Genomic DNA, 21,551 nt, shown 5'->3' with positions numbered 1-21,551 from the left:
TTCTTTTTACATTACTGACTCAAACTAACCACTATAAAGCTGGGGGATTTTAAAAAACCCTCGCTTGGGTTTTACTTTATATCTAAATCCATTATACTTCATTGCCAATTTAATGTCAACCCTGTCAAACAACCTTTAATATAAAGAGTTTTATGATAAATTAAGAGCCTAAAAACGCAATTTTTCAGCTGGCACATCGACCGCTTTTACACTGGTATTATGAATATGAACCGCTGTGATCTCGTCGCGAAGGGAATAAAAAATGGTCGCCGCCATAATCGTAAAAAAGCTGATCAGTAAAAAAATAATCTTGAATCCGATCGCCGCCGCGATCACTCCGCCAATAGCGCCGGAAATCCCCGCTATAAAACCAAAAGAAGTGCTATAAACGCTCCATTCATACGCTTCTTTCCCTTTATCAATATGCCTGGTATAAAGCCCGAACCAGGCAGGAACCACCAATGCCATCCCGATCGCGTACAAAATTTGAAACGCGTATATGTGCCATGGCAGCGTCGAAACCATATAGCCCAAAGGAACCAAGCTGACCAGCAATAAGCCAAAAAATACCGCATAAAAATCATCCTTTTCTCCATGGTTCCTGTCGAGATATTTCGCGAATGGCATCTGAATAATGCTTTTCACGATCCAATAAACCGCTGCGGCAAAACCTGCCACCATTATATCCCCTCCCTTGATATTTTGAATTATATAAATCGCAAAAACAGGCGCTATCAAACCCCAGCCGCTATTCAAAAAAGCGTCTCCGAGCACTAAAACTTTAATAATTTTATTTACCGACTTAAGCATTTTTCCGCGTTATTTTAATTAAGATATTTTGCCCGATTTTTTAAATGTTCCTCATAAGTATTGCCATAATAAGCCTTTCCGTCCGGAGCGTGCAAAAAATACAGATAAGAAGTCTTTTTCGGCCAAATTACGGCTCTTACCGCATCAAGTCCGGGATTATCTATGGGTCCCGGAGGCAATCCGATATTTTTGTAAGTATTATACGGCGAAGAAATTTCCAGATCCGAATAAAGCGCCTGAGACATATTCTTTTTGGTAATAAAGTTTATTGTTGAATCGGCTTCCAGGGCTTTCCCCATAGCCAGGCGATTTTGAAAAATCCCCGCGACAATCTTCATATCGCTGGCGCCGTTGGCCTCTTCCTGTACGATCGAAGCGAGAGTCAAGACTTCAAAAATTGTTTTGCCCTGCCTGGCTATTTCGGCTCGCATTTCCAAATCAACTTTCTTGTCAAAATTATTAAGGATTTTTTCGATAATTTCCTCCGAAGTCGTTTTTTTGTAAAAAATGTAAGTATCGGGAAAAAGATATCCTTCCAAGCTCGCGCCTTTCGGCTTATCAAGCAAAAAATCATATTTATAATACCTTTTTAAATTTTTTTCCTGTACAGCCTCTTCAAGCTGGCCTTTTTTTAATAAATCATTTTCAACAAAAATTTCTTCTATTTCCGCGCTGGTAAGCCCTTCAGGGATAAAAACGGTGGCTTCCTTCTCGACAATTTTTCCTTTTGAAATGATATCCACGATTCCGGGAATGTTCATCGCCGAAGACAAATTATACTCGCCGGCCTTGATCGAACTTTTCAGTCCCGATTTCCAAAGATAGAATTTAAAATAAAAAGAATCTTTGATAAGGCCTTCCTTGGCTAAATTCTCGCCGATTTGCCTGGCGCTTTCGCCTGTTGAAATTATAAAATTCCTGTAAAAACCTATTTTCTCGACGGGCTTTTCAACTTGATCCGCGACATAAAAATACATGCCGGCAGTTATTGCCGCCGAAGCAAATAATAAAATTATTATAATAAAATTAATTTTCTGTATAGACATAATGAATAATAAAGCAAAATCCTTAAATTACTTAGCAACTAGCGGCACAAAAACGAATCCCGGATATTCATATTCTTCAAATTCTTTTTCCGATTTTTTTACGAGAAGCCACACGCTCCCCGCGTATGGTATCACGAGACGGCCTCCGATCTTCAGTTGCCCCAAAAAAGTTTTGGGCGCGATGGATGACATAGCTCCGACGATGATCTTGTCAAAAGGCGCTTCTTTTTCGAATCCTATGGAGCCATTAACGGGAATGATCTTTGCGATTCCTTTTTCGATAAAACCATACTTGGCAACGTTTTTTTTCCCGAATTCTTTAAGCGCTTTGATGATCTCAAGTCCGAATACCTGGCCGCTTGCGCCCACAATCTCGGCCAAAAGCGCGGTCTGCCAGCCGGATCCCGAACCGATATCCAGTATTTTATCCCCTTTTTCCGGTTTTAACAATTCCAACATAAAAGCCACTGTCAGTGGCTGAGAGATCGTCTGTCCGTATCCGATAGGCAAAGGGGCATTAACATAAGCTTCCGACTTTGATTCTTCCGGCACGAAATCCGCGCGATCTATTTTTCTAAACGCATCAATGATGCGCGGGGTCATAAGATACCCTTCATTGATCAGATCATCAATTAATTGTTTTGATGAGTTCATATGGTCGTTAAAATATTTATGCGCCAAATTTTCTTTGCCGCCTGCCATATTCCTCAATCGCCGTGCGAAAATCTTCCACCGTAAAATCCGGCCAATATTTATCCAAAAAATACAACTGAGTGTCCGCAGTTTCCCACATCATAAACCCCCCCGACAAATGAGGATCTCCTCCGGTTCGTATCAAATAATCAACCTTCGGCAATTGCCTGGTAAAAAGATAGTTTTTAATCGTTTCAACCGTAATTTTTATTTTCGGATTTTTTATCGCTTCTTCCGATATTTTTCTGACCGCCTCTTCCATTTCATCAATTCCGCTATATGCCAGAAAAACATTAAAAAAATGTTCATTGTATTCTTTGGTCACCTCTATCGCGTGTTCAATCGCTTTCTTAACATCTTCGGGAAACAATTCACGCCATCGGCCGAAAACATTCACCCTGATCTTGTTCTGATGGATGTCTTTGTCTTTTGCCAGGTCTGTAAAATTATTTTTAAATATTTTAAACAAATATGAAACTTCTTCTTTTGAGCGCTTGGCAATATTGTCCAGAGAAGAACCCCAAAAAGAAAAATGTGGAATTTTCATCCTGACCGCTTCTTTGATCATCTCTTTAACGACTGAAGTTCCTTTATCGTGCCCTTTCCAAACTTCCATCATATGATTCGCGGCCCATCGGCGGTTGCCATCAGGTATAAAAGCAATATGGTTTGGAATATTTTTTAATTTCTCTGCCATATATTTAATTAGACCGCGCTATTTAGTTGATAAAAAATTATCTTCTTGGTTTGCCGATCCCTTTCCCAGTTCTCTCCCTCACCCCCCCCCTTTTTTTTCTAGCAGGAGTGGAGGGAATCGAACCCCCGTATCCGGTTTTGGAGACCGGCATTCTGCCACTGAATTACACTCCTAAAAAGGTTGCGTAAACCTTTTTAGCGCCAAACGAAATTACTTGGATTCTTTGTGCGGAGTATGTTTTCGGCAAAATTTGCAGAACTTGTTCAATTCTAATTTTTCTTTCGCCGCTTCTTTGCTTTTAAAAGTAAAATATCCGATTTTTTTGCAAACCGTGCATTTCATCTTTGTTAGTCTTTCTTGTGACATAATCTTTATTTAATAATTATTTAATTATCCATTCGCTGCTTGTCTCGTTCTTCTCGTATAATTTAAGAGATGTCGCCCCTCCGATATCTTTGCCTGATTTCAATATCCAGCCATTTTCCCCCGGAATAAAAAATCCCAGAACCTTATACTCCGCCGCCGGTCCCGAAACTGATTGGGACATCAAGACTCTTCTGGCATTCAGTACTTCATCATTGTAATCCACATAAAAATTCTTATCATCGATAAACCAAATTTTCACGGAACGCCAAGTTAATCCGCTGGCCGGCTTTTCAGGAGAAATCTTGTTAATATTCTTTTCCACATAATTGATTATCGCGGCTATTCCGTCGGAAATTTTCTTGTCGTCTTCCATTTTTTGCGAATCTTTTTTTTCAATTTTATTGCTCAGGTCTTCTTCGATTATGATCTGATCTTTGGAAAATGCGTATTTATTTTTCCAAAGATAAAACAGCGACCCTCCCGCCAAAGATCCAATAATTGAAACTGCGATAATTTTTATTAAAAAGTTCTTCATTAAATTATTTGGAACGATTCGCGGTGTGCATTTTCCTTTTTTAAATTTTCTATGCCAAAACAGAAAACCCTCTTTGGCGCCGCCCATTAAGAGTTTTGTTCAATAGCTATTATTATCTTAACTTTACCACAAACTAAATATTTTATCAAGGGTTACGCGGCAAATTCCATATTTTCCCTTATCTTAGCTTATTTCGAATTCATCAATGACTTTTCGTCCGTTTTAAAGATTGCCATAAATTTTAAATACTGCCCCGGAAGGCAGTATTTTCTTGAGCCGTTGTCGGGACTCGAACCCGAGACCTACTCCTTACCAAGGAATTGCTCTGCCAACTGAGCTACAACGGCACTACTATGCTTTCAATAACCAAAATCTATCTGTGGGCGGAGATGGATTTGCACCATCGAAGACCTAGGTCAGCAGATTTACAGTCTGCCCCGTTTGACTACTTCGGTATCCGCCCGGAGCCGATGGTCGGATTTGAACCGACGACCTACTGTTTACAAAACAGTTGCTCTACCACTGAGCTACATCGGCACTACTTCTCTCTGGTAATAACCAGAGCTACGAAGTGCTAATAATTTTATTAATTTCACTGCTTATCCTTCCGAAGCTCGGATTAATATCCAAGCGAAGGAGGAAGCTACATCGGCATAAACACAAACATTCAAACCGAGATCAAGATTTTTTTTCCCTATTTTTATGAGCAACTTTTTCCATTATTTTCCTGATTTCACCATCGGAAGGATTTAATTTTAAATATTCGATAAAAGCCGCTTCAGTATCTAGATAATTTTCATTCTTATAATAAAGCATCCCCAGTTTTTTATAGTTTTCGGCATTTTTAGGGCTCTTGGCGATAATATGCAACAGCTTTCTTTCCTCTATTTTATACTGAAGTTTTGCTGAGATCTTATTAGCGTATCCGAGCGCCTTATCGGTTTTCGACGTATTTTTCGGCGGAACTGAAGTTTTAACGACAAGAGGTGCTGCCTGCGCCGGAGCTACCGGCAAAATATCCCTTTCGACGACTTGAACTGCCGGCTTCGGCGAAAATTGAGGCTTATCCGCCTTCTTCTCAACCGCAGGAGTGAAAGTTTTATAGGACAGCGTATTGAGGTCTTCCAGTTTTTTCGCGGATTTTTTTCGCAAATACTGGATCAAGCTGAAAATTTTAGCGTCCAGCTTCAGAATATGTATTCTCAATTGCCTCAAAGTTTTTTCTGAGATCGACAGCGCCCGGCAGAATATAACCGTCGTTCTGTGCTGCTTTTTCGCTTTCTCGCTAAGCCAGTCTTTTTTCGGTTCGGTCTCCAGAGAAATATCCGGTATTTTCCGCGCCAAAATTATGATGATGCTGAAAATAGAAAAAATTATTATAAATGGCAAAAAAACATCGTAGATCATAAGCTAAATTACTTCTTTTTTTCAATTAATTTGACCTCGTCGATTTCAAAAAAATCATAAGTGCCGTCGGCATGTAGAACTTTTACTCTCTTCTCAAGAACATAGATATCGACCACTTTTCCTTTGCCTTTTCTCGTTTCCACTTCTTTGTTCATAAAAGGCATACTCGCGTTCAGCTCTTCGTAGGTTTTCGATTCAAAGGCCAGACAGCACTTCAACCTTCCACAAATCCCGCTGAGCCGAGCCGAGCCGCGCTGATCCATGCGCTGAATTTTCGCGTCATTCAGAGTGACACTTTCTATTTTTTTCAAAAAACTCGCGCAGCATAATCGCCTTCCGCATCCGCCCACTCCTCCGAAATTCCTGGCTTCGTCGCGAGATCCGACCTGCACCATCTTGATCGATTTCTGAAAATGCCTTGAGAGAGATTTCACCAGCTCCCTGAAATCAATTCTTTGCGAAGCGACAAATCCGAACGTGATCCGCGAACCGTCATAATTATACTGAACATCGATAAATTTGATGTCCAGATCATTTTTTTTCGCTTGTTTTTTGGCAAAGTTCAGCGCTTCCTCTTTTTTTGAATTATAATTGTTCACCGCGCTAATATCGCTGGCGGCCGCAATTTTAACCATAACGGCTGATTTCGACAGTCTCGAAGCGCTATCCGCGCTTTCTTTCGCGTCCAAGATCTGCACCGCCTCCATTTCATCTTCCGTTTCAGCGTTCTTAATGATCACGTAATCGCCTTTTTTCAGATTGCAATTGCCCAAATCGATCTCGATCTCTTTTTCCCAAGGATATATTTTAATTCGTCCGATCATAAAAAACAAATAACCCGATAAAGGGTAATCGCCTTTCTCGAAATCATTAAATCTATTTAATCAATTTTGAATTTGCAAAATCTTTTGACTTTGACATTCTCTCCCAATTTCGCTATCGCTTCTCCGAGAAGATCGCCGATCGTTTTTTCCGGATCTTTGATATATGGTTGCTTGACCAAGGTTATGCTGTCAGAAAATTTCTTGATCTTTCCGGCGACAATATTCTCGATCATTGCCTTAGGCTTGCTTTTGAATTCTTCCATGGCTTTTTTTCTTTCTTCCTCGATCATCTTGGCGATCGCGGGATCCGCTTCCGGATTATCCACGCACAGAGGTTCGGACGCGGCAATATGCATCGCGATATCATGAGCCAATTGCAAGAACTGTTCATTGTTAGCCACAAAATCGGTCTCACAACTAAGCTCCACCAGAGCCCCGATCTTTTTGTTGCTGTGAATATACGAAGTGATCACGCCTTCTCCCGTCGCGCGTCCGGCTTTTTTGCCGATCTTGCTCTTTCCTTTTTCAGCCAGGATCTTTTTCGCTTTTTCCATATCGCCTTTCATTTCCGAGAGCACGTTTCGGCAATCCAAAATGCTCGCGCCCGTCTCCGCTCTTAATTCTTTTAATTTTTTTGCGTCTTCCATGATTGTAAACGATTTATGAAATATGATTTATAATTTATGAATATAATTAATTCATTCATTCGTAAATCTTAAATCGTAAATCTTAAATCAAAAAATATCCGTAAAATTTATTTTACTTTTTTGCCGGCTTGTTGGCTTCATATTCTTCCACGATCTTATTCACGATCACTTTGATCGAACTCAGCGCGTCGTCATTGGCCGGGATCGGATAAGTTACTAAACCGGGATCCACGTTTGTATCAGCCAAGGCAATGATCGGAATATTTTTATCCCTCGCTTCATTGACCGCAATCCTGTCTTCGTTGATATCGGTCACAAATACCGCGTCCGGCAATTTCTTGAGCAATCTCAATCCGCCGAATTTCTGGTTTAATTTTTTTATTTTCTTTTCTATCATCACTCTTTCTTTCTTGGTATATTTATCCAAAGCGCCGCTTTTCATATCCGCTTCCAATTGCTCCATTAGCCTGATCTGTTTGGAAATTATCGAAAAATTGGTCAACAAGCCGCCGATCCAGCGGTCAGCAACATAAGGCATATTCGCCTTTATGGCAACTTCTTTGATATAGGCTTTTGCCTGCTTTTTTGTTCCCACAAAAATAATTACGCCGTTGTTTTTTGCAAGTTTTTTGACAAAAACCAGAGCTTCATTGAGCTTAATAATGGTTTTTTCCAAATCGATAATATGAGTATCGTTTCTCACGCCAAAAATAAAAGGCGCCATTTTCGGACTCCATTTCGTAGTCTTGTGTCCAAAATGAACTCCCGCTTTTAACATTTCCATAAGTTTTTTCTTTCTACCCACCCTTTCTATCGCTGTATTTCAGGATAGTACATATAGTATATGAAAATAGCTATATCGTATCTAAGCTATGGGTTAATCGTTAAAAATTAATAATTTACAATATACATATAATAGCTTATCACCTCCCTCTTGTCAAGAATCTTATTCCGTGCTAGAATGCTTTTATTGTTATAATCTATTTAAATTAAGACCTATTTCTATGAAACCGAAAATTCATCCTAAGTATATCAAATCAATAGCAAAATGCGCTTGCGGAGCGAGCTTCGAAACCATGTCGACCAAACCGGAACTTTTGGTGGAAATTTGCTCATCTTGCCATCCGTTCTATACCGGCAAGAAGAAACTCATTGATACTACCGGACGAGTTGAAAGATTCCAGAAATTAATGGCTAAGAAAAAACCAAAAGTAGCGAAAGCCAAAAAAGCAAAAACCGGCAAGAAAGCTGAAAAAGTTGAAGCTAAAAAACCGGAAGTTGCGAAAGCTAAAACCGAACCGGTTACTGAAGCGAAAGTCTAACCGCATAAAATTTATATAGATATTTTAAAATCGAGGGTTAAACCTCGATTTTTGTTTTGGTTTATTTTAATCTTTTTTTATCTTCCGCTTTTAATAAATAATTTTCTTTAGTTGAAACTTTTTTGCCGCTTTTTTTCTCCAAATCTTTTCGCGCTTTGCCAGCCACGCTTCCACCTTTTATGGCGGCAACTTTATTTTCGACAAAACCTTGAGCGTTTTTATTCTTGGCGATTTCAGTGGTTGAAGCTTCGCCAAGCATGGTAAATATCAATTCCAAATCATCCATATGATCCCGCAAATTCTCTCTTTTTAAGCCTTTGAATTTCTGGTATTCGCTTGGCGTCATTCCAAAAGCCGCTTGGGAAATTTCAGCGGTTAAAATCGCGTATTCCTGCCCTTCTTTTACGCCCCGCTTGTTCCATTCATCGGTCAAAGTTTCGCGGACTTCGATGCCGCGCATTCTTTTCTCGATCCATGCATTGGAATATCCTTTGGCTTTATAAAGCGCGCGGGTTCTTTTGGTGGCCAGTTCCGGATCTTCGATTTCTTTTACCCGTTCATAACCGACTCTGGCCAGCCAACGCTTGAATGGCTCGGCTTTAGGGGAAGGAATTGATTGAATTATGCGGAAAATACCTTCAGTATTGGCGCAATTCATATTTTGCAAACCGCCTTTTGTAAGTATCTTAAGGGGGGTGGCAATTTGCCCCCACCCTTTGGAAAGTTCTTCGTCTCGGCGGCGCATATCTTTTATATATCCTTCCGGCTGAATAGAATCAGTCAACGCTACAATAATATCAGTAATTACAAACCACCATTCGTTTTTATAAATAACTTTACGAATTTCTTTTTTTTGAAAAATCGCGATTTTTGCGGTTTGGGTTTTTATGTTCATAATAGACTTTATTAACTCATCTAATTTTTCTTTATATGATTAATTAATTCTTTAACTAATTCCTCTATCTCTGATAAAAAAACTGAAAGAGAAAAAAATATCCCATATATTTTTTTTGAAGTATCAAAATTAAAAACTTCTAACTCAAAAAGACCTTTGTTAAACTGATGATTAATATTAATTCTTATAAAAGTTTTCTTTCCAAAAAAATCTTTTTCGTATGAATGAGCAAAAAGATCTCTTATTGTTGTAATTTCATGAAATACTTTTTTATTTTTTTTATTTGAACTAAATTTTATAAAACACTTTTTTAAAATTTCTATGAAACATTTTGAATTATGAAAAAAAACTAATGTTAACGCTTCTCTTTTGTCAGATCCTTCGTAATTTAACGGCGCTTTTTCACACCAACGATAAGCGCATTCAATCCTTCTTAATGAACCGAGCAGTCCGTCCCTGTTCACTTGAACACTCGTTAAATAATGTGGCTTATCTAGTAAAATACATTTAAGTTCACCAATAGAATTGTTAAGGTTAATTTTTTGTGAACTGCTGTGCATTTTTTCGAGCTGTTTAAGTAATTTTTCTTCTTTACTATTGTAATAAATTATCATTTTATTTTAAAAACGATACAAGGAATAATATAAAGCTGGTAGGGCTGCGAAAGTTAAAAAAGTGGTGATGTAATATAAAGCGTTTTTGGGCATCGATAAAGCTGAAGCAACACGATTAAGATGTTGCCCTGTTTTTATTTCCCAAAGCAAAGCAGGGAGTCTTACTAACATCAATACTAATGCAACAGCAGTAACTCCTATATTCCAAAAATGAAATGTGGCATAAAGATAACCAATAATTGCCAAAAACGCGATTACATTAAGCAATTTATCGGCACGTTCAGATTTTTTAATTTCCTCTTTAATAAAATCATGTTTAGTTTCAGTTTTTAATTTATCGATTTCTGGATTGGTAAAGAATCCTCTCGCGAGCAGCCCTAACAGATTTATGCTTAGATACATTAAAATAAAGTAGAATACTATTGATATTAGGATGTGAATGATAATCATAGTGTTTAGTTATTTATTATTTTGTTTAGGCCAAAAATGAATTTCGCCTAACTCGTCATTATGCGAAAATATCTTTATATATCATTTAAACTTGTCTTCCTCGCCAAATTATGATATAACAATACTACTTGTCGCTATTAAACATAGCATAGAACAACGAAATATTCAATGCTATTTTTTGCGCTAAAAAGCCCTCGTCTGTCATTGCGAGCGACTAAAAGGAGCGTGGCAATCTCAAATCTTAAATTTAGATTGCTTCGTCGCTTCGGCTCCTCGCAATGACAAACAAGTATCGCACAAATCAAAAATACCATGGAAGTTCAATACGACGAAGTCTTAAAAAACTTCAAAACAGAATACGAGAAATTAACCGTTGAACTCAGCAACCCTGAGATTTTTTCTGATATCCAGAGAACCCAGAAACTGATGAAAAAACAAAAAAAACTCACTGAAACTATCAAAAAAATGGAACGATTGGCCAAAGTCAAAACCGAAATCCGAGAAAACGAAGAAATCCTGAAAACCGAAAAAGACAACGACCTGATCAAAATGACCGAAGACGAGTTGAAAAAACTTCAAAAAGAACTAAATAAATTAGAACCGGAAGTGACCGACGAAATCAATCCGCCTGACCCACGCGACAGCCGAGACACCATCGTCGAGATCCGAGCCGGTACCGGCGGCGAAGAAGCGGCGCTTTTTGCCGCTGACTTATTCCGAATGTACACCAAATATGCCGAAAAAAACGGCTGGCAGCCGATATTGATCGATTCCAGCGCTTCGGCCAGCGGTGGATTCAAAGACGTCACTTTTGAAATCAACGGCGAAAATGTCTATCGCTATATGAAATACGAAAGCGGAGTTCATCGCGTTCAGCGCATTCCCACCACTGAAAAAGCCGGTCGAATCCATACTTCCACCGCTTCGGTGGCGGTTTTGCCGCACGCCGAAGAAGCCGATGTCGTCATCCGGCCTCAAGATTTGAAATTCGACGTATTCCGTTCCGGCGGTCCGGGCGGACAAAACGTCAATAAAACCGAATCCGCCATTAGAGTTACTCACTTGCCCACCGGACTGGTAGTGAAATGCCAGGACGAGAAATCCCAGCACAAGAACAAAGAAAAAGCTCTGAATGTTTTGCGAAGCCGTCTGCTTGCCGCGGAAATAGAAAAAAAAGAAATTGAGGATCGGGCGATGAGAAAAGAGCAGATCGGCACGGCCGACCGCAGTGAAAAGATCCGAACCTACAATTTCGCCCAAAATCGAGTCACCGATCACCGCATCAAGCAAAGCTGGCAAGATCTCGACAAAATCCTGGAAGGGCATATTGAAAATATTGTTGATGCTTTGAGAAAAGAACTGGAAAAGAAAAAGTAAGATTAAATCGCCGAAGGAAATAACAATAATCTAACTTCTTAAAAATACGTTCGGAAGTTACTTTTATTCAAGTTGTTTGTTATTACTAACCTCACTCAGTCCTCAGCGACTTAAACATTTTATAATAAAGAATGCTTTGTTAGTTGCCTGCGGGTTGATTTTTAAAAAGTTAGATTATTGTTGAATATTGAAAAATTTAAAAATGACCATCAAAGAATCACTCCAAATCGGCACCAAAATACTGAACGATAAAAATGTCACATTATCCTCTCTTGATGCGGAAATACTGCTGTTATATACCTTAAATAAATCCAAAAATAAGCCAAAATCATTCAGAAACGACCGGACTTGGCTCTATGCACACAACGACTACGCTCTTTCTAAACCGCAAGAAATTAAATTTAATAGCTTTATCAAGCGCCGCGGAAAATTTGAACCTATCGCTTATATAATCGGAAAAAAGGAATTTTTTGGCTTGGAATTTCATGTCGATAAAAACGTCCTTATCCCCCGGCCAGAAACCGAAATAATGGTCGAAGAAAGCCTGAAAGAAATTCTCGTTGAAACCGCCAAAATGAAAAAGACCACAATCGTGGATATTGGCACCGGATCCGGCGCGATCGCTATCGCAATCGCAAAAAGCCTAAAAAATGCGGGACAGATCGAAAACGCAAAAATTTACGCCACTGATATTTCCTCTTCTGCTTTACGCATAGCCAGAAAAAACGCCAAAAATCATAATTGTGAAAAAAATATTATTTTTAAAAAAGGCAATCTACTGAAGGCGCTGCCGAAAAACACAAAAATAGATTTTTTACTGGCTAATTTACCCTATGTAAGAAAAGATTATTACAAGCGTCTTAAAAACAGCGGGCAATCGCCGGAATTTTACACAATCAAGTATGAACCAAAAAATGCTTTGCTGGCCGGCGCTGATGGATTAAAATGTTTTACAGATTTTTTCCGCCAATCACCTGAATATCTGGCGAAAAACGCCAAAATTTACCTAGAATCCGACCCGCGGCAAATTCCGGCAATAAAAAATTCAGCTAAAAAATACTTGCCAAAACATAAAATTACTGTTATAAAAGATTTGCGCGGATTAAACAGAATCGCTAAAATTAAAATTGATGCTTGAAATAATTAAAAAAACTAAACAGAAAGGCGGTGAAAATAAATGAGCGAAGAAAAAGAAGGAATAATTGCAACTCTGACTAAAACTATCGAACAAAACTGGCGCTTACTGATAGTCGGGGTAATAATCCTGGCTATCGCCCTGAACTCTTCATGGTCCGACAACAAATCTTCCACGGAAAACAAAGCAACCCCAACCCCGACTCCGCAGGCGGAACAATCCAAAGAATCCGAACAAAATAAACCGGAAGAAAAAACTCAAACCACCGAAAAGAACGCGGATAATACGGCGCAAGCTAAAAAATCGGATGCAACAATTGCCAGCACAAATGAAAACGCCAGCGTGCAAATCGCGGCAAAATCAGAAGGAGTCACCCATTTGGCCAGAAGAGCGGTTAAAGAATATTTGGGAAGCACTCAAGAAAATTTAAGCGCCGAACAAAAAATTTACGCCGAAGATTATCTAAAAAAGAAAATTGGAAGCAAGGTATTGGCGGTAGGCGAAAAAGTGGAATTCAGCAACGACTTGATCAAACAAGGCATTGAAAAAGCGAAAGGATTGAATCAAAAACAAATTGAAAATTTGTCAAAATATGTTCCCTTGGTAAAAAATTTAAATTAAAATAAAATTTAAATATGCAACGCACTCTCTAAAAATAAAACTTTATGGAGGAAAAAACAATCTAAAAGCCCTGCAAAAAAGCAGGGCTTTTAGATTGTAAATATTTTAATCTATATTTTATCCTTTCAGCAATTCCTCGTATCTTGCCGCCCAATCCATAACTCCCGTTCCGCTGGAATTCTGAGCATACCAAGTATACTTTTTCCAGTTGCTTCCGGCAAAATATCTCGCCGCCGCTTCATATTCGGCATTATAATCGTGATTAATGACTCCCGGAGTTTTTAAAACATATAAAGCCATAGCAGCTACCGCATCGCTAATATTCCAGGGATTAGGAGGGTTATTCCCTGTAATGGCCGTAACTCCCGACTTATAGCCAAGCCAGGTCGTCGGCATCATTTGCGCCGGCCCCATGGCTCCTCCCCAGCCCGTATAACCTACCGGCTTCCTGCTTACCGGCACGTTATCCGGCAAACCAAGTTCATTTATTATTTCCAAAAAAGTCGGATGCTGCTTCGGGCTCATATCCGTCTTATAATAACCGCTGCCTAGATTGGATCCCAAATTCGTCTCAACTTTTAAAACGCCAAGAACAAAAGCCGCTCTTACTCCTGTAACGCTTGAAATAAATTTTGCCACCGCAATAGCCGTATCAGCGTTGATCACCTGCCCGGCAATTTGCAAAGACCTTAATTGAGCGATCATCGCCGGTAATAATTTTTCGCCTTTGGAAAGCTGCTCTTGAAGCGCTTTTTGTTCCTTAACCGTCAAATTTAAAATCTGCTGCCTCTCGTTTTTATTAACTTGCACATCCTGTTTTTGATTCTCCCTCAAAACCAATAAATTATTTTTCTCTTCCTGCACGTCAAGCAGTTCTCCTTTGTCTTTTTCCAATTCTTGCTTGGCAAGCTTAATGCTTTCGATCGTATTTTTGACATTACCATTGATCTTTTCCAGCCTGTGAAACTCGCTTAAAAAATCAGACAGCTGGCTATATCCCAATAAAACTTCCACCAGCGATTTATCTTGCGACATATAGATCGAACGTATTAATTCTTTTAAAAATTCTTTTTGTTTGGCCAGATTTTGCTCGTTAGCTGATATTTTTTCTTCCGTTGATTTGATGTCATAGCCGATCTTCTCGATCTCGATTTCCGTGCTGTTGATCTCCAGCTTTAAAGCGTTAATTTTTTTGGTCAATAGATTTACTTCTTTGGTAATGGTTTTTTTCTCGCTTTCTTTCTGGCCGATATCCACCTTGTAATTTTCTATTTCTTTTCTTAAGTTGGCAATTTGCTCTTCGAGCTGGGCTTTCTTATCATCAAGCGCGGCTTGCTGCTCGGCAGTGGTCGCGCCTTTTGCTGCTGGCGCTGAAACCGAAAAAAACAAAAACAAAAAAGCGATTGCGGCGCTTGCAATTACTTTTTTGTTTAATCTGCTAAAAAATATATAAAAAAAATATTTTTTTAACATAAAACTCGCTAATTTATTTCTTCTTTGGCTCTTTTTTGACCTCTCTTTGCCCTTCCTTCTTCTCTTTCTTGCTGCCTTCCGCGACGACTTCACCTTCCTTGGGCTTGATCCCTTCCACCGCCTGGACGTTTTCCTCGGGCTTGCCTGCCACTTCTTCTTCTTTTTCTTCTTTGGGTAAAATCGCGTTGGCCACAACCTGCTTCTTGTCATCAACCAGGATTTCCACTCCGGCTCCGATCTTCAGGTCTGAAATCCTGATCCTGTCTTCAAATGAATTCAAAACGGACAGATCCACTTCTATTTCGTGAGGCAGATCCGCGGGCAAACATTTGACCTTGACATCTTCCATGTTCTTGACCAGCACTCCGCCTTTATCTTTAACCGCGAGAGATATTCCGATAAACTTCAATGGAATAGTCGCTTCGATCTTTTCATCCATCTTGATGGCATAAAAATCCACATGGATAAATTGATCGCTGACCGGGTCTTGCTGATAATCATAAATCAAAACCTGTTTTTTATCAGAATCCAGTTTAAGCGAAACAATGGTATTAGTTCCGGCTTTCTTAAAGATCTTTTCAAAACTAACGAGAGGAATCGTTATTGACTGGGTTTTCAAACCATGCCCATAAACAACCGCCGGTATTACTTTTTCCTTGTTCGCTGATTTCTTGCTTTTACTTTTGACATCCCTTGATGTCGCCTCCAGGACAAAATTTTCCATATGATGTTTTTAATTATTATTAATCAATATTGATCGGGGTTTTTATAATTTCTGTGAATTTTGCTTGACTGATCGATTTTTAAAAGAATTATAAATGGCCAGAATATCATCTGACGATATTGTCTCTTCGCTCTTGATCATGTCGACTTCCGCCGCGCTTAGATCCGTGATCATGCTAACCGCCATTATTCCCAAAGCTCCGGCGCTAATGGAAGATATAACAGCGCTTTTACAGTGCGAGCAAATAAAATATAGGACGATTAGCCCTTCTTTTTTGTCTATAATCCTTATTTCCTTGGGATTATACTGCTTATTGCAAAGAGGACAATTGGCGAAAAATTTTAAATCTAAATTAGGATAAAATCTTTCCATAATATTTTTGTATTACGTTTACCCCGTTGCCATAATTCAATATTCAAGACATTCAAACGTATTTTTCAAAATGATTGTTCCGATTAACTCGCTTAAATATCGGGTAATTGGCGACTGGGGTAAAATAGACCTAAATAGCTAAAATCACGAAAAGCCGCTTTAAAAACCCTTTAATCAATCTTTAGACGGCTTGTAATTAATATGTTAACACTTTTAGTGATAGCTGTCAATTATATCGTCTTTGATTTTGTATGATTCTTCATTTCTGACAATCACGCTCTGGATCAGCCCTATGGTCATCAAAGTGGCGACTAGAGAGCTTCCTCCGTAGCTTATGAAAGGCAAAGGAATCCCCGTCACGGGCAAAAGGCCGAGGTTTGAAGCTATGTTTATGAAAAAACCGCTGAAGATCATCACCCCGCTGCCGAAGATCAATAACTTGCCGAAAGAGTCGTTGATCTTTTTGATCACGGAAAATATTTGCCGGAAAATAAAAGCAAAAATTATAAAAAGCATTGTCACTCCCAAAAATCCGGATTCCTCGGCCAAGGCCGCAAAAATAAAATCAGAATATTTTTCCGGCAAAAAATTAAGCTGGCTCTGAGTGCCGCGGCCGAATCCTTTTCCCAATAAGCCTCCGGATCCGATCGCGATCTTTGACTGGATAATATTGTATCCTCTCTTCTGGGGATCTTTGTAAGGATCTATAAAAATAAAGATGCGGTCTTTTTGATAATCCTTAAAAACGTAACCCCAGGAAAAAGCTCCCGAAATTATCAATGCCAGTGCCAAAATAACAAAATGCCTGAATTTTAATCCGGCAGCCACACTCATTGAAACCCATATGATCACAAAAATCGCCGCCATTCCTACGTCAGGCTGCAAGACAATAAGTATTATAAAAATCCCGGCGTAAATGCTGGAAATGATCACGTGTTTGAAATCGCCGATATCCCTGGTTGAAAAATATTTAGCCAGACTTACCACTAAAATTATTTTAATGAATTCCGTCGGCTGAAGGCTAAAACTTCCAAAATCAAACCAGCTATAAACTCCCCTGATACTGGAAGCGGTCGCGATTATTAAAATTAAGAATAACACCGCTCCCAAATACAGAATTCCGCTATAGATCCTCAGCATCCGGTAATCCACCGTTAAAATAATTGCCGCCATTAAAATAAAGCCGATAACGGAAAAAATTGCCTGCTTTTCGAAATTTACGATTTTCGCGCTGTCAAAAGAGGTAGAATAAATAGCCGCCAGCCCGAAAACAACCAATATAATCACCAGAGCGCACAAAAACCAGTCTATGTTTTTTATAGATCCTATGTTCATATTAAATAAATTTTTCAAAGCCTTGAATTATCAATACTCGCGAATTTTTTCGCCGGTGCCAAAACGGCTCATGAAATTCTGCGAATCAAATACGTTTGTCGTGGCTTTAAAATCCTGATTAAAAACTTCTTTTTGAAACGCGGTATTCCAAAATAAACGTAAACTCTGTTCTTCCCCGGAACGCATTGTTCGGCGATCCGAAACATTCACCCCCATCGGTTCATTGTTTTCGTCAAAAAGAACGACCTTAATATCAATTTTATCAAAATCAAAAGTGGTGGCGTTGGTCAAAATTGCGGAAACCACAGGAAGACCATTCTCGCCTTTGGCGGTATATGTTTTTCCCCTGAAAGGAAGCGACAGCGATAAATTATTATAGACCGAACTGACACTGGCCCATTTCTGGCCTTCTTTTATAATATTCAATTCCGCCGGATTTACGGGAATTTTATCTGTTTTTACGGAAGGAATGATTAAATAATCGTAACCATTGGGAAGAAGATACGACGTTCCGCTTCGTTCAATTACCACAGTACCATTGCTGTCTCGCGCGATAAAATCATACTTAAACTCGGCAACACCCCAATATAAATTGGGATTGATTATTTTCGCCACTAAGTCATACGCGCCGACATCGCTATTGATCACTCTGGTCCAAGCCACATCGATCGGTTTGGTATCGGCTGGCGGAGGAGACGGAGGGCATTCGTTTTCGCATATTCCGCCGCAATCAACACCGGCCTCATCCTGGTTTTGAATATTATCGCTACAGCTTGGCAAAGTAGGAAAATATACCTGATAAATATAGTACGAAGATCCGGCGATAAAAAACAAAAAAACTCCTCCAAACAATAATTTGCGAAAAATTCTGCCAAAAAAGGTCATATATAAAAGGTTAATGATAAAAAATATCTTTGTTTGAATTATAGCAAATATACTTCCATAAAGCAAAAAATTATCGAACATCAAAAAAACCTTTAAATAATTGTTTTTTCTAAAGGTTTTGATGATTAAAAAATTTTTATCCGAAATATTTTTCTTCCTTTTTCTAAACCCCAACTTTTTATCTCTGCTCTACGGCAAGATTCTGCATAACTGCTGTTACGGTTTAGAAAAAAAGAAGAAATGGATCAATGATTGGCGGGATTAGCGGCTGCTTGACGTTATTGGTCTGGCAGCTTGGCGCTGTTCGCGCTGTTCGTAATGCCATATTACGGCATATGCGCAACCGAGCCCTACGATAGCCAACCCTATCACTTGATCTATCCCCTTGGTGAATAAATTCACCGAGCTTGTTGTGGCATTTATCGCCACATATGCTCCGAGCAGAGCCACAATTATGCCAAAAAGCATATTCCATTTTGGTCCGGCTCCAAGAACCCATTCTATTATGTCCATTTTGATCACCTTTTATTTTCCACCTCCGAATCTTTGATTCAGAAGCTTTTCCAAATCTACAAAAAATATAGACTTGAAAAAAATAATAGGCAGTTGAAAGATAACCCCAATCTCATAAATAATTACAATTTTGAGGAAATCTCTTAACTGCCCATCAATATAATATATGCCTAATACGCTTAAAAGCGATTTTACTCATTAATTACTGAATATCAGACTGTACGCCTTTAGTTAACAGCCTAATTTTGCTTTAAACTTGCCCTGAGTTTTATCGAAGGGTAAGCCAAAATTAATGTCTCTCCTCTTATATGAGTTTTTCCGCCCCTGCGGCGGATCAACTGCTGTTGAAATGTACGCCTTTTGCATAGTTAATTCATGACTATCCAGTATAGCACACTATAGGATTTTGTCAAGGGGTGAATAAAAAAAGGACTTATCGCAAATATAAGTCCCATAATTCTTCGGGGTATTTTGGCCAGTCTTTTGGAAGAAAGTTCCTATTAAGAAAATGGACAATATCTTCTCTTGTTACGTTGAATAAAGACATTATATATTCAGTATTTCTTTTGTTACCATCGTTAACATCCATATGGATCACAAGAGATTTTCGGCTTACGCTTTCAACAAATTCATTTATTTTTTCCAGACTGAGGTATTCTCTATTCAGAATCCGCCGTTCTAATTTCTCTTCCACAACATACAATACAAGTTTCGTAAAATATTCCTTCGTACTCCGATCAATAAATGTACTGTCAAAAATACAATTTAAGTTTGCAAAAATTGCCGGCGGAGAACTATTACGAAGCAATTGATTAAGAACACAGTGTATTGAAGCGGCTAAATACGCGCCCTCATCCATATCCAGTCCGTGATCTTTAAACTCTTCCTCAAGCCGATTTTTACTCCAGTTTCTTTTCGTCCATGCCCCTTTTTTTAATTTTCCGGTAAATACATGATGCCAAGTCTTTATCGTTCCCTTAACTCTTTCCTCCTGAAGTATTCTCCAAAATCTGGGTATACTGCACTTAAGATACTTTCCGTAGTCCACAAAATTTTCGTCCTTCCTCAATTTCTTTCACCTCTTTTTTTAAAAAATTGAAGGGTTCATTCCTCCATTGATTTTATATTACTCGATATATAAAAATTTGTCAAAGAAAAACGCTGAAATATTGATCTATAAAAAAATGGGGCGATTTCTTTCTTCTTGAGCAAAAAAAAAGGGATTTTTCCCTTCTAAATATTATTTACCATTCGACGCGATTTTTTGCATACATTCTTTTATTTTTTCAGTAATATTATGCTGAATAAGTTTTGATGGGGCAACAAGGATTATATTATCCTTGTTGAAATGCCATTTTTTAATGCCATAATCGGATTTTTCTGCGCTATTTAAAGTATCAGCGAGACATCTCAATATCTTTTCACCAACATCAACCCATTCAATGTCTTTGACTAAAATAACTGATTTCACAAAAATAATTGCTTGCAAAATATTTCCTAAACCAATTTTGTTTATTTTTAGAACAACTATTAAATGCGCTTTTCGCCCATATTTACCATCTCGCTTTCTAGTCAAGTCTTTAATATCGGATAATCGTTCTGTACTTATAGAGTAAACGACAAATATCCTATTGTTGACATCTTCATCCTTTTTCGCTTGATCTTTTTTGTATGATTGCCAATGTGCGCCTATTGGAAAAGGTAAATCCAGATCTAGCTTTTGTTTCACATCTCTTGCGTGTGAAGAAGAACAGCTCAAAACAACACCTCCTTATTGTTCATTTTTATTCCTCCTGACGATTTTTCAATCGTTTAATAATCTTATCTTATTATAGAAAAAAGTCAAGCTCCATGCACCCTGCACCAAATTCCGAATAGAGTTTATTTATAAACAAAAAATGTTCTCGCGGAATCGCCTCCGGCTTGCTTTATTTTTTTATGTGAATTTTAACTAAAGAATTGGTGTGGGGCAAGCAAAAACCCCACCTTTCGGTGGGGTTTAGTGATAATGCCCCGGCACTGGCCTACTCTCGCTGGTAAACCAACTACCATCGGCGCTGGTAACTTTCACGACTCTGTTCGGAATGGGAAGAGGTGGTACATTACCGCCATTATAGCACCGGGGCAAATTCCAGTCCTTTAGGACTGAGGTTGTTAATTTTTCCCGCTACGCGGGATCTGGCATAGCCAGACAAATCTCAATTTTCAATTTACAATCAATTTTCAATGAAATAATTTTAAAACAAATCTTATTTTGCTTCTTTGCTTTTCTTTAATAATTCAATCGCTTCTTTTGCCGTCTTAGGAGTTTTTTCGTTATCTTTGTTATCATCCAACTTATCAAAATCAATAAGACGCTCTCCTGCCGAATCTGAAACTTCATCACTCAATCGCTTCGCTGTATCTTTTCCATAGTTTTCCCAACCTGGCTCCGGTATAACCTCTGTTTCTGAAGGCTCACCTTGTTCTTTTTCTTCCGCTTCTACAACTTCTGGTCTTTTTGGTTTTTTAATTTTAACTTCTTTTCCACCAATTTTAATTGTTCTATATTCCTCTTTTGCTTCTTCTGGAACAAATTTTTCTGAATCCATGATTTTATTTTTATATATTAATGATTTACTGAATAACAATATCACTAATTTTATAAAATGTCAACCCCTATTAAATGAATTGTAAAAAAAACAATCCAAAATTTATTAAAATTTTATTTAACGGGGTAAATACCTAAAATTCGTATTCCCTTAAATTTATATTTATATAGTATTCAAATCAATCATAAACATTATCTTCTCATAACACCCGCTAATTGC

At 38.5% G+C, this 21,551-nt stretch carries 26 protein-coding genes, 4 tRNA genes and 1 rRNA gene; 4 read left to right on the top strand and 27 right to left on the bottom strand.

Going from position 1 to position 21,551, the window contains the following annotated elements:
• Positions 1-168 precede the first annotated feature (168 nt).
• The 14 genes from Q8N37_02205 to rpsB all read right to left on the bottom strand — a co-directional run bounded on the left by Q8N37_02205 (position 169) and on the right by rpsB (position 7,809).
• Positions 169-810 (bottom strand): MFS transporter, encoded by a 642-nt coding sequence (locus Q8N37_02205; GenBank protein ID MDP3057311.1) that lies wholly within the window; start codon positions 808-810, stop codon positions 169-171.
• Positions 811-824: 14 nt separating this feature from the next.
• Complete coding sequence (gene mltG / locus Q8N37_02200) at positions 825-1,856, bottom strand: endolytic transglycosylase MltG (GenBank protein MDP3057310.1); 1,032 nt, start codon at positions 1,854-1,856, stop codon at positions 825-827.
• 27 nt (positions 1,857-1,883) lie between these two features.
• The gene (gene pcm, locus Q8N37_02195; protein ID MDP3057309.1) at positions 1,884-2,558 is read right to left on the bottom strand and encodes a protein-L-isoaspartate O-methyltransferase; all 675 of its coding nucleotides are present in this window, start codon (positions 2,556-2,558) and stop codon (positions 1,884-1,886) included.
• The gene (gene uppS / locus Q8N37_02190; GenBank protein MDP3057308.1) at positions 2,527-3,246 is read right to left on the bottom strand and encodes a polyprenyl diphosphate synthase; all 720 of its coding nucleotides are present in this window, start codon (positions 3,244-3,246) and stop codon (positions 2,527-2,529) included. The genes pcm and uppS overlap by 32 nt, the downstream gene beginning before the upstream one ends.
• Positions 3,247-3,348: 102 nt before the next feature.
• A tRNA-Trp gene (locus tag Q8N37_02185) sits at positions 3,349-3,419 on the bottom strand.
• Positions 3,420-3,456: 37 nt separating this feature from the next.
• Positions 3,457-3,612: a 50S ribosomal protein L33 gene (gene rpmG, locus Q8N37_02180; protein ID MDP3057307.1), complete on the bottom strand. Its 156-nt coding sequence runs from the start codon at positions 3,610-3,612 to the stop codon at positions 3,457-3,459.
• 16 nt (positions 3,613-3,628) lie between these two features.
• Positions 3,629-4,147 (bottom strand): hypothetical protein, encoded by a 519-nt coding sequence (locus tag Q8N37_02175; GenBank protein MDP3057306.1) that lies wholly within the window; start codon positions 4,145-4,147, stop codon positions 3,629-3,631.
• A 274-nt stretch (positions 4,148-4,421) separates the two neighbouring features.
• Positions 4,422-4,494, bottom strand: a tRNA-Thr gene (locus Q8N37_02170).
• Positions 4,495-4,527: 33 nt separating this feature from the next.
• Positions 4,528-4,610: transfer RNA gene (locus tag Q8N37_02165), tRNA-Tyr, on the bottom strand.
• 2 nt (positions 4,611-4,612) lie between these two features.
• A tRNA-Thr gene (locus Q8N37_02160) sits at positions 4,613-4,684 on the bottom strand.
• 141 nt (positions 4,685-4,825) lie between these two features.
• Positions 4,826-5,554 (bottom strand): hypothetical protein, encoded by a 729-nt coding sequence (locus Q8N37_02155; protein MDP3057305.1) that lies wholly within the window; start codon positions 5,552-5,554, stop codon positions 4,826-4,828.
• A gap of 8 nt (positions 5,555-5,562) precedes the next feature.
• Positions 5,563-6,378, bottom strand: coding sequence for a regulatory iron-sulfur-containing complex subunit RicT (gene ricT / locus Q8N37_02150; GenBank protein MDP3057304.1), 816 nt, complete (start codon positions 6,376-6,378; stop codon positions 5,563-5,565).
• A 56-nt stretch (positions 6,379-6,434) separates the two neighbouring features.
• Positions 6,435-7,025 (bottom strand): elongation factor Ts, encoded by a 591-nt coding sequence (tsf, locus tag Q8N37_02145; protein ID MDP3057303.1) that lies wholly within the window; start codon positions 7,023-7,025, stop codon positions 6,435-6,437.
• Between the two features lie 112 nt (positions 7,026-7,137).
• Entirely contained in the window at positions 7,138-7,809 is a 672-nt protein-coding gene (gene rpsB / locus Q8N37_02140) for a 30S ribosomal protein S2 (protein ID MDP3057302.1), read from the bottom strand.
• A gap of 220 nt (positions 7,810-8,029) precedes the next feature.
• Between rpsB and rpmE the strand changes: the two genes are divergently transcribed.
• On the top strand, positions 8,030-8,347 hold the full coding sequence (gene rpmE / locus Q8N37_02135) for a 50S ribosomal protein L31 (GenBank protein MDP3057301.1): 318 nt from the start codon (positions 8,030-8,032) through the stop codon (positions 8,345-8,347).
• A 61-nt stretch (positions 8,348-8,408) separates the two neighbouring features.
• Here rpmE and Q8N37_02130 read toward each other — a convergent pair whose 3' ends face one another.
• The 3 genes from Q8N37_02130 to Q8N37_02120 are packed head-to-tail and all read right to left on the bottom strand — an operon-like array spanning position 8,409 to position 10,306.
• A complete protein-coding gene (locus Q8N37_02130) occupies positions 8,409-9,242 on the bottom strand; it encodes a Bro-N domain-containing protein (GenBank protein MDP3057300.1) in 834 nt (277 codons plus the stop codon).
• Between the two features lie 20 nt (positions 9,243-9,262).
• Complete coding sequence (locus Q8N37_02125; protein ID MDP3057299.1) at positions 9,263-9,856, bottom strand: hypothetical protein; 594 nt, start codon at positions 9,854-9,856, stop codon at positions 9,263-9,265.
• A 6-nt stretch (positions 9,857-9,862) separates the two neighbouring features.
• Positions 9,863-10,306: a hypothetical protein gene (locus tag Q8N37_02120; protein ID MDP3057298.1), complete on the bottom strand. Its 444-nt coding sequence runs from the start codon at positions 10,304-10,306 to the stop codon at positions 9,863-9,865.
• Between the two features lie 312 nt (positions 10,307-10,618).
• Here Q8N37_02120 and prfA point away from each other — a divergent pair, with 312 nt between their 5' ends.
• The 3 genes from prfA to Q8N37_02105 all read left to right on the top strand — a co-directional run bounded on the left by prfA (position 10,619) and on the right by Q8N37_02105 (position 13,439).
• The gene (gene prfA / locus Q8N37_02115; protein ID MDP3057297.1) at positions 10,619-11,683 is read left to right on the top strand and encodes a peptide chain release factor 1; all 1,065 of its coding nucleotides are present in this window, start codon (positions 10,619-10,621) and stop codon (positions 11,681-11,683) included.
• A gap of 202 nt (positions 11,684-11,885) precedes the next feature.
• Positions 11,886-12,821 (top strand): peptide chain release factor N(5)-glutamine methyltransferase, encoded by a 936-nt coding sequence (prmC, locus tag Q8N37_02110; GenBank protein ID MDP3057296.1) that lies wholly within the window; start codon positions 11,886-11,888, stop codon positions 12,819-12,821.
• A gap of 39 nt (positions 12,822-12,860) precedes the next feature.
• Entirely contained in the window at positions 12,861-13,439 is a 579-nt protein-coding gene (locus Q8N37_02105; protein MDP3057295.1) for a hypothetical protein, read from the top strand.
• A gap of 117 nt (positions 13,440-13,556) precedes the next feature.
• Here the strand turns inward: Q8N37_02105 and Q8N37_02100 are convergent, their stop codons facing one another.
• From Q8N37_02100 to Q8N37_02055, 10 genes are all read right to left on the bottom strand, one after another.
• Complete coding sequence (locus tag Q8N37_02100; protein ID MDP3057294.1) at positions 13,557-14,912, bottom strand: lytic murein transglycosylase; 1,356 nt, start codon at positions 14,910-14,912, stop codon at positions 13,557-13,559.
• Between the two features lie 13 nt (positions 14,913-14,925).
• Positions 14,926-15,636 carry a 50S ribosomal protein L25 gene (locus Q8N37_02095; protein MDP3057293.1) on the bottom strand — a complete coding sequence of 237 codons (711 nt, stop codon included), beginning with the start codon at positions 15,634-15,636 and terminating at the stop codon, positions 14,926-14,928.
• A 42-nt stretch (positions 15,637-15,678) separates the two neighbouring features.
• Positions 15,679-16,008 carry a hypothetical protein gene (locus Q8N37_02090; protein ID MDP3057292.1) on the bottom strand — a complete coding sequence of 110 codons (330 nt, stop codon included), beginning with the start codon at positions 16,006-16,008 and terminating at the stop codon, positions 15,679-15,681.
• A gap of 213 nt (positions 16,009-16,221) precedes the next feature.
• Positions 16,222-17,343 (bottom strand): rod shape-determining protein RodA, encoded by a 1,122-nt coding sequence (gene rodA / locus Q8N37_02085; GenBank protein ID MDP3057291.1) that lies wholly within the window; start codon positions 17,341-17,343, stop codon positions 16,222-16,224.
• 30 nt (positions 17,344-17,373) lie between these two features.
• Entirely contained in the window at positions 17,374-18,228 is an 855-nt protein-coding gene (locus Q8N37_02080) for a hypothetical protein (protein ID MDP3057290.1), read from the bottom strand.
• A 261-nt stretch (positions 18,229-18,489) separates the two neighbouring features.
• Complete coding sequence (locus Q8N37_02075) at positions 18,490-18,741, bottom strand: hypothetical protein (protein MDP3057289.1); 252 nt, start codon at positions 18,739-18,741, stop codon at positions 18,490-18,492.
• 433 nt (positions 18,742-19,174) lie between these two features.
• Positions 19,175-19,789 carry a hypothetical protein gene (locus Q8N37_02070; protein ID MDP3057288.1) on the bottom strand — a complete coding sequence of 205 codons (615 nt, stop codon included), beginning with the start codon at positions 19,787-19,789 and terminating at the stop codon, positions 19,175-19,177.
• 192 nt (positions 19,790-19,981) lie between these two features.
• The gene (locus tag Q8N37_02065) at positions 19,982-20,470 is read right to left on the bottom strand and encodes a hypothetical protein (GenBank protein MDP3057287.1); all 489 of its coding nucleotides are present in this window, start codon (positions 20,468-20,470) and stop codon (positions 19,982-19,984) included.
• 282 nt (positions 20,471-20,752) lie between these two features.
• Positions 20,753-20,865, bottom strand: a 5S ribosomal RNA gene (gene rrf / locus Q8N37_02060).
• 125 nt (positions 20,866-20,990) lie between these two features.
• Positions 20,991-21,332, bottom strand: a complete 342-nt coding sequence (locus Q8N37_02055) for a hypothetical protein (GenBank protein ID MDP3057286.1) — start codon at positions 21,330-21,332, stop codon at positions 20,991-20,993.
• Positions 21,333-21,551: the final 219 nt, after the last annotated feature.

Source organism: bacterium, from assembly GCA_030693205.1.
In the GTDB taxonomy this organism is placed as follows: Bacteria; Patescibacteriota; Minisyncoccia; order JAHIHE01; family JAHIHE01; genus JAHILZ01.
The sequence above is the reverse complement of the archived record's forward strand: the minus strand, read 5'-3'. Positions and strand labels throughout refer to the sequence as shown.